Genomic DNA, 8,946 nt, shown 5'->3' with positions numbered 1-8,946 from the left:
CGCCCCGCCCCTCCACCGCGTCAACCCAAGACCCGGGCGACAGTGCGAGTAGCCACTAAATTCAAGGCATTGGGACCAAGCCGGAGGCAGCGACAAGAGCGGCAGGCTTGACCCTCGAAACGCTCGCGCGCAGGGTCAGTGAGCTGGAGCAGCGGTTGAACCGCGAGGGTTCATGACGCCGGCATCGGTTTCGGAACAAACCGTCAGCAGTGTCACAAGTTGAGACATGACTCCCGAGACAACCGACCAAAAGCTCCATGCCAGGGAGGCAAAGTGGATCTTCTCCTTCCACGGTCTTCTTGGTATCCCGATCAGAACGGCAACCGGCAATTTGTAAGTGGGCTTACTAAGCTTGCCATGACAGCACAAAGCAGATGGACGGATGCTGCATGTTGCAGGAATCAGAATACGCACTGTATCCGATACGGAGTCCCCTTCTCGAGACACTAGGTCGGGTCCGAGTGCTTCGGTGTCGTACTGCTAGGGGTGAGCGGATTCGCTCCTCCGATCAGGCGGCTACCGCAAAGGGTACGTCAGCCACGAGTACCCGCATTGCTCGTGCGACCTCCCGCCTGACCGTTCCTCTTCTTCACGCAAGGTTCCAGCAACATCATGACGGCGCTGCCAGGCGCACTGCTCTTTTGCACGACTGGCAGTCCTTACGCTCAGCTTTCCACAAAAACAGGCTCCGCCACAGCGGCGGGCTTTTCATTCCAATGCCATTTTTCGCCGACTTTGCACGTCATACAGATCGATTGCACGGTTCTGCATCGACGACGTCGTAAACTCGATTTCAAGGTCTTTGTATGTATATATATTGGAGATGCGTCATGAAGACTTTAAAGAATCTCATTATAATGATTGCGCTATCGCTATCATGTCTTTATCTTGGGCCGTCTTATGGAGATACGGCACGAGATAACGATGTTTATTTCATTTTCCAGGGGAACTGGGCAGCAAATCCATCATTTGCTTTGACGAATATTGTGGCGACCCAGATGGACACCTATCAGGGTATCCAGCAATGGGCGTTCATAGCAAATATGAATGATCCGGCAAATATGGCGCCGGCCTTGCATATACAGGTGACGATTGGGCGAAAAGGCTCCGCAGACGTCGCAAACTACTTCAATTCAAATTTATATGATGGTGCCATCGCCGACGAAGTCATAGGCGCGGCCATGGACAATACCCCAGGCGATTTAAATTTCTGCATCCGCGGTGGACTCACGATCAGCGGAAAGACTTACGACATCCTGCTCGGACAGGGACACAACTCGTTGAGTCAGAATAATTGGTGGATTGGTGGACCAGACCTTACCGGCTTCGCTGTTACAAAAACTATGGTAACAAAAGATGGTCGATATAAAATTACTCTGGGATCAGATGATCGCACTTTTATTGTTTCTCCACAGCCTATCGCAAATAATTGGATGGAGCAGCACGTAACGGTTGATTCGGTGCCGCTGTCTAGCGTGTCGATGCCAGGTACCCACGATTCAGGTACTTATGCTATTCCTGAAACACAGCCGGCAGTAAACGGGTCTATGACGCAATATATATCGATTATTTCACAACTGAATGCCGGAGCAAGAGTGCTCGATATTAGGCTTGGAGATAGCCCGAACAAAAATGACAATTCGCTCTATGTGTGGCACGGGTCCGACCAAACAACGCTTTCCTTTGACTCGGTGTTGAGGCAAGCGACTGATTTCCTGGCAATGAACCCTAAAGAAACCGTGGTAATGTTGATTAAACATGAGCACGGTAGTTCCGACATTACGGCACGCTTTCTTCAGGCGCTGAGCGCTAACAGCCCGGATTGGCAGAGGTTCTGGCTGCAGGACTACATGCCAACGATCGGGGATGTACGAGGAAAGATCGTCATTGTAGATCGCGACGGGGCAACCGGAGTGGGAATCTCCGTCGATTGGCAGGATAACGGCACGTTTAACTCTTCTCGGAATGTTAGTTTCAGAATACAAGACCTTTACTGGCTCGGCTGTATAGATTCTGCCTATGCAGTGTTGTATCCGACCCTGGTGTGCAACCAATCTAACTGGCAGACGAAGGTTAATGCCGCAACAAGCCTGATCAGTGATGCCAACTCAAATCCAGCATATGCTGATGATTGGATTATTAACTATCTTTCGGCCACAAATGGTAAAAGCCCGTTCATACCGGCCTATCTTTACAATGATGTGGCAAAGCCAATTAACCTACTGGCGGAACAGACCTTTGGCCTAGCCTACGCGTTTGGCCGACAACCAGCGCGATATGGTACAACGATGGTGGATTTTGCGGGAATTTATGATCAGTTAACGCCAAATATATTTTCAATGGTGATAGGTGCAAATGGCGCCCTCAGTTCTCCGAAAGAAAGTCGAGTCGCTGTATCGTTTTACTCAGAGCATCAAGAGTCGGAGGAAAAATACAGCCCGACACTCATGGCTGCTAAGGTGATCGGGGCTGGGTTCAATAGCGCGGATGATTACCGCACTCATGTTAGGATCGGCTTCGGCGAGGCGGGAGTTAACCTAGCCAAGCTCCTGTCGTCAGCATCAAAATTTGAATTCAGAATGGCGGGTTACAATTATGAGACTAGGTTTAAGAATGACCCGAAGGGAAGATTTCATGATGTGAAGGGAGGGCGAGTTGTTGTCTCAAAGGCGGGTGAGAAAGCGACGTTCAAATGGGACGATAAGAATTTGGATGTCTTTATAAAAGCTGAGAACCCAGCCGATAACAACAAGAACATATTTAGCCCAAGAGGTAAGAGAGGCAATATATCCGGAACGCGGAAATTTGAAGTGGACCTCGATTGGCTGCACTGGGAGGGAACCCTGTCTTACAAGGGCGTAGCGCGTACCTCTGAGTCAGCGGTGAGTGGCAACCGATTGAAGACATGGCGCGTACGAGGTAGTAACCAAGAGTGATCTCGGCTGCTAGTTGAGAAGGGAGGGGGATGTGATCTTTCGCTACCTCCTCCTCTTCCTTCCTGCTCGGGTGCGAGAGTACCTGTCGTATAGACTTTCCGGTATATGGTTTCGGGCGCGCAGGGTCAGTGAGCTGGAGCAGCGGTTGAATCGCGAGGGGTCATGATGCCCACCTCGGGCTCGCTGCCGACCGGAAAAGTGTCACAAGTTGAGACAACTCTTGGTCCTTCATCGGTCACTCGATCTCAACTTTTCGCGATTCTCGGCGATTCGAGGGCGATTTGAATCTGAGTTGAGGAAAATTGCCGAGAGTGCGGCCCAGTAGCCAAAAATCGATTCGCGATCGATAAAAGTAGAGCGCAAAACACGGGCTGGACATGTGAAGTTGGCCACCCGGCACGCCGGGCGATCCCACTTCACTCGGCTTTATTTGCACCGTCATGCTCAACGGCAATTGATCATCGTGACGCCGCAGCAAGGGTGGCTGCCTGTTGACAGGTCATCGTCGCATTGCTTGAGCTGGCGCCGGTGACTAAACCCGATGTAGCAACGCCATCTATATACGTTGGGATACAGGCGCATGCCAGCGCGACTTCCGTTGCCGCAAGCGAGGTCCCGCTCACTGTTGGGAAAGTGACGATAATCCCACCCGTCGCGTTCTGGTCATTGACACAATTCATGTAGTTAAGCGTAGGCGCGGTCGGGAGTGAGTATTCGCATGTGGTAGTGCTCATCCCAGTCACCGATGATGCTGGGTACGTACAATCAGACGTCGCATTCCATTCCACAGATTGTGCGGTCAGCGTGAAGGTGTTCGCATTGAAGGTGGTGTTAACGCTTGGATTGGTCGCGTCGCTTGGGAACGTGCCGGGCACCGTGGGGCTATAAAGCTGTGTTGGCGGCTCAAAGGGCGCATTTCCGTCCGCCGAATCCCCCAGCTGCAACCAGCCGTTGCCGTCTACTATGATATCCGATCCCGTCAGAATTGCCGTCCAAATACTTAGCGCGTTACTCGCTGGCGGGTTGATCTGACAATCGTTTCCCTGGCAGACATTTGTATAGGAAGGCGGGTTCTGCGCCTCTGCATTAGGCGGATTTATCGTGCCCGTGCACGTGCCCTGCAAAATGTTCCCAATAACGCTTAAAGTATTTATCGCCTGTGATCCGGCTCCACTATTGCAATCACCGCTAATGTAGGCCGTATAGTTCGACAGAAGAGGGGGCACGTCTGTGTCAAATGCCGTATACCCTTCTTTAATCATGAGCGTGTTGATTTCGGCTTGAACCGCGACGTTGGTCAGGAATATTCCGAGCAGATTACTCGCTGAATACGTCTGATTCACTACAGCCGGAGCGGTCGCTGTTAGCGGTAATGTGGGGTTCGTAGTAGTCGTGTAGGCGCTTGCAATCGTCGCGTTCAAATTACTGATAAGCGCGCCGGTTACTGAGGTAGCCCCCTGAACAAGCGCGGTCGCTACTTTGCCCTCCGGCACCGATTGGATTGCACTGACCAAAGCATGGACGGCCGCATCAGCGGCAGCCTGAAAAATCTTACCCCATACACTTTCCTTCGTGGTAGTCGGATTACTGTTCGCAGCTATGAACGCTTGAGAGTACGCCTTTGCCGCCAATTGCGCCGCACCCGGGTAATTCTGCGGGCTAGACTGTGAACCCAAAAGCCATTGAACATAATTGGATGCGGTTGAATTCAAAATAAAAATTGGGTTTTGGTTATTTGATCCATTAATTAATTCGTACGACATGCTTGCCAGATCACTGGCATTTGTAAGTGGCGATGATACTGTTGCCAAGCAGGCAAGTATTTTCGCGGCAAAACTGCTAATAATGAACGGATCGCCGATAGCGTAGGTAAAGTGCCCGCCCATGACCGGCGTCCACGAAACCGCCGGGTCGAGTTGCGCAGGGTTATCATTGTTCGGTTGGACATAGGTCGCCAAATTGATCGGTAACGTCGGCATATTCACGGTCAGAATCGCCGGATAGGGCGATATTTGGCTGTAGTTGTTGTAATTAATGCCCGACCAAAGGCCACCGTAAACGCTGCTTGAAGGGTTCCAGTTAAAAATCATACTCCCTGTTTGCGCACTTTGAGCTGTAAACCCGGCCCCGCATGGATTAGGGTTCGTTGGCCATGATAGAGAGGCTGGATCCGGATTTGTGTAGGAGGTCTGATTGTTAAGGCAGAAATAACTATTGCTACAACTATATAGAGCCGGTGAAACACCGCCATAGCAAGGCTGATCTGGCTGACTTGGGTTACCCTCGGCAACCGGATTAATATCAGAGTTAGCGAACCACCCTGGATAGGCCGGATACCAATAATTTGCTGAAATCCAGTAAGTCCCGTCGGAATAGGAGTAGTATCCTGTATTTCCGCTCTGCAAGGCGTTCTGAGAGGTGGCAAAGCTGGCTATCGCTATATCTGCGTTAATCCCAGCGGGCGAGGTACACGAAAGGTACCAACTATCACCCATTCCGGGTGTATTCCATGTCCAGTTATTGAAAGCGGAACTCAGTAGTGTCGCTGAAACAGGGCTCCCACCACCAGCAAGTGCCTGCTGGCCTGGTATAGGGGACGCAATAGGCGAATAAGGCCAATCAAAGAAAATGTAACTACTTGTAAAATAATCGCTTGTTCCTTTGCCTGAATAATAATAGTTGCTTTGATTATTTTTTACGACATAAGGGATGCCATCAGGGTTGAAAAACGCCGGCGCATTATATTCACCTGAATTCAGCCAACCATTGTTTTTAGCCGATGACGAGTAAGCTGCAGCGTTCGCGCCAGCACCGCTTGCGGTTAGGGTGCAATTTTGGTTAGTTAGATTATAGAAGTAGTACGACAAAACCCCCTGGCCTTGAGCAAATGCCGGCATTGAGGGATTTGCCGGGGCCATTACAACTCCGATCGGAGAAGGCGGCGCGGCACGAAGGGCGGTGGAGCCACAAAGCACGATCACAATGAAATATGGCTTGTAATTCACGTCATTTACCTCATTCTATCGCCACGGATAGGCCCTGTACGGCGATGGAGTTATTAATGTTATTGCCTTCGATTGCGCTCGCTCCATGGCGGTTATTGAAGGTGACATAGCTTCCCCCAGCGCGGACTCTGAAAGCCGTAAGCGTATTCCCATGAAACAAGCAATCTGTCAAAACTGGCTGAGCGGAGAGTCCTCCTTTCGCCAGTGATCGGCCACAATTGACTCGTCTCTTCTTTAACGTGAGCGGAATGACGTAAGTGCGCGTACCCATTCCCGACAGAATGAGCGCCGCGTATTTTTTCGGGAAGGGATTCGTCACGCCATTGTATGAGAGCCACTTCGGGATTAGTGCGACTTCATTGATATGGTCACGAAACTGACTGATCGAAGTGAGCGAGCTGATCTTGTCAGGGTGACGATATCTCTTGGACTTGGGAATCTTTTGATTGACATGCGTGCGGGAACGAATCTCGTGTGCTTCACCGGCCTGGATATTCGATGCGACACCTCCGATCGGACAAGGTGAGGTCGCGCTATTTGGGTCCGGCTTATACACCAGATAGTTACCCGGGAGTACATCATTGAGTTTTGTACTTAGACTGCGCGATTTACAGTCCGCCCCTTTGTTGCGGGTGGAGGGATTGAAATGACGGATCGCAAAGCCTTCGCCTGTTGCCCTGTAAGCCGCGGTCCTTATGGTCGTTACAAGTCCAGGGGTGATAGCAAACGACAGTTCAAATCCGCCGCGGTCGAATCCATCCTGCGAATATAGAACGTAATCCCCGGGCGCTAGAGGCTTGAAGATATTTGGAGTAATGCCTTCGTCGACGAGCCCCAGGATTGACTTATCCTTGGTACGAATAAGCCACTGGCTGCCCATCTCTGGCTTAAGGCTGCTCAGAAGGCAGAGGCCGGTTTGTTGATGATGGCTACCGGTGCAGGCTTCCGGATACGTCACCGGTATCTTGTCTATAACGGGAACCTGCGTCGATTCAGCAGCCGCGTTCGTCGCCGGGGATGCCGAGAGGACTAGAGCCAGAAACCTTATAAATGTAAAAGAAATGGAATATCGGACATCGCCCTGATTCATTTGTCATCACCACGGAGAGGATGCGAATACTAAAGGGACAGTACGAGCTATGAGCGAATCGCTATTACCCTGTTGGCACTGCCATTGCTGAACTCCGGTCAGGTCGCTGCTTCGCGTTGACCGTTACGGAACACGGTTGACTGCATGAGAAAAAGAGGTTAACCGAGGCATTGGAATATGCCAATCAGGCAGTAGCTTAGACAAATTAAGGCAAGAACCTAAGTCGGAACTGAGCCGTTCATGGAATTCGCTGTATGAGTTCGGAGAATTGTGAAACTTGGCTGGTTTCGTTGCAGTGTTTCGGGTCGCAGCGGTTAATACTGCGTTGAATTTGGCGCGTGGCCTTCAGTTATCCGCCCTTATATCTCGATTCGGTTCCTCGCACGGGAGAGAATCCCCGGCTGATCACCGGGAGGGGGGGCGGGGAAGTCGTGTCCGCCCTGAGGCTCTGAGCCTCAAACGTGGATGGAACTCTCCGCCGCCCGCACTGGCCTGCACAGTCCGTACGGAATGCGTAGGCCTCCGCCGCCTCTGGGGATGAGCCGGTATGACCATCAGGTTGAACTGGGCGTGTGGTCCTGATCGTTGCTTCTCCGTCTCGACTTCAGCAAGGGTTCCCTATTAGCAGTTCCGCATTCGTTTCCGTCGGCGTCGACATCGCCAAGAAGAAGTTCGATGCTGCCGGCTTGCAGGATGGCAAGTACCGTCACAAGGTCTTTGATAACACGCCCGAAGGCTTTGCCGCCCTCGTGGCTTGGCTGACTAGCTTCGGGCCGGCGCCGATCCGCGTCACCTTGGAGGCGACCGGCGCCTACAGCGTGCCGCTCGCCGAATTCCTCGCGGACCAGGGTCTCTGGGGTAGCGTGGTCAATTCCTGGCAAATCAGAGCCTTCGCCAAGAGCGAATTGTGCCGCGCCAAGACTGACCCCGCCGATGCCACACTGATCGCACGCTCTGCCCAGGAGCGTCAACCAGCCCTGCTGGAATCCACCGCCACCCACGATCCGCGAACTTCAAGCCCTGCTGCGCCGCATCGAACAGCTGCTCGAGGTGCGGCAGATGGAGCGCAATCGCCTGGACGCCGCCCCGGCCGCCACCCAGGCCTCGATCCGGGCGCTCATCGCCACCTTGAACAAGAGCTCACTACGCTCCGGGCCACGATTCGCCAGAAGATCGACGACGATCCCGAAGTTCGCGGACGACGCGACCTGCTCAACACCATCCCCGGTCTCGGCGAAGCCACCATCGCTCATCTACTCGTGTTATTCATCCCGCATTATGGCTTCCACAGCGCCAAGCAGGTGGTCGCCTGCGTGGGCCTGGCACGCAACCCCTATCAGTCCGGTAACGCGATACACACCCGCCTCTCGAAGGTCGGTGATGCCCTCCTGCGCAAGATCCTGTTCATGCTGGCCTTGGTCGCTTGGAAATATAATCCGATCGTCCGCGCCTTCTGCGAGCGACTCAAAGCCAACGGTAAATCCGGCAAGGCCGTCGCCTGCGCCGCCATACGCAAACGGCTTCACATAGCTTTCGGCGTCATCCAATCCGGTAAGCCGTTTGATCCCCATTACGTGCTTGCGAACTGACGCTCAAGACTGTGTCCACGCTGCGACAACGGTTCGCGGCCCGAACCCGGCGCCGTCGTCACGCGCCCCTTACCGTAATTGAGATGATTTGGCGCAGCCCGAAGTTTATTTCCTCGAACCTAGGGACACTTCTTGACATTGGCCCTTTCGGAACTGAATCCGTGTTGATGGTCCGAGTTGGGCGGTAATCGTTGGGGATCCGGAAGGTTCTCGTGTCGCTAGTGTGACGTTCGCAACAAATCTTTAGCGTTAGCAGGCTGGTGAAAAACTCCGAAGGCGTTGTGTGGCGGGGGCTCCGGCGTTCTGGACGGGGTAAAATACGGTAT

General features: G+C 52.7%; 4 protein-coding genes. 2 read left to right on the top strand and 2 right to left on the bottom strand.

All coding sequences use genetic code 11. From position 1 onward, the window contains the following. Positions 1 to 830: 830 nt before the first annotated feature. Positions 831 to 2,936 (top strand): phosphatidylinositol-specific phospholipase C domain-containing protein, encoded by a 2,106-nt coding sequence (locus ACW73L_RS21910; protein WP_498924671.1) that lies wholly within the window; start codon positions 831 to 833, stop codon positions 2,934 to 2,936. 458 nt (positions 2,937 to 3,394) lie between these two features. On the opposite strand, the gene ACW73L_RS21905 is transcribed toward ACW73L_RS21910, so the two are convergent. Beyond that, positions 3,395 to 5,941 (bottom strand): hypothetical protein, encoded by a 2,547-nt coding sequence (locus tag ACW73L_RS21905; protein ID WP_498924670.1) that lies wholly within the window; start codon positions 5,939 to 5,941, stop codon positions 3,395 to 3,397. Positions 5,942 to 5,951: 10 nt separating this feature from the next. Next, entirely contained in the window at positions 5,952 to 7,031 is a 1,080-nt protein-coding gene (locus tag ACW73L_RS21900) for a hypothetical protein (protein WP_498924669.1), read from the bottom strand. A 572-nt stretch (positions 7,032 to 7,603) separates the two neighbouring features. On the opposite strand from ACW73L_RS21900, the gene ACW73L_RS21895 reads away from it, so the two are divergent. Next, positions 7,604 to 8,620 (top strand): IS110 family transposase, encoded by a 1,017-nt coding sequence (locus ACW73L_RS21895; protein WP_498924668.1) that lies wholly within the window; start codon positions 7,604 to 7,606, stop codon positions 8,618 to 8,620. Positions 8,621 to 8,946 lie beyond the last annotated feature (326 nt).

The sequence above is a fragment of the Methylolobus aquaticus genome, assembly GCF_054172105.1.
The sequence above is the reverse complement of the archived record's forward strand: the minus strand, read 5'-3'. Positions and strand labels throughout refer to the sequence as shown.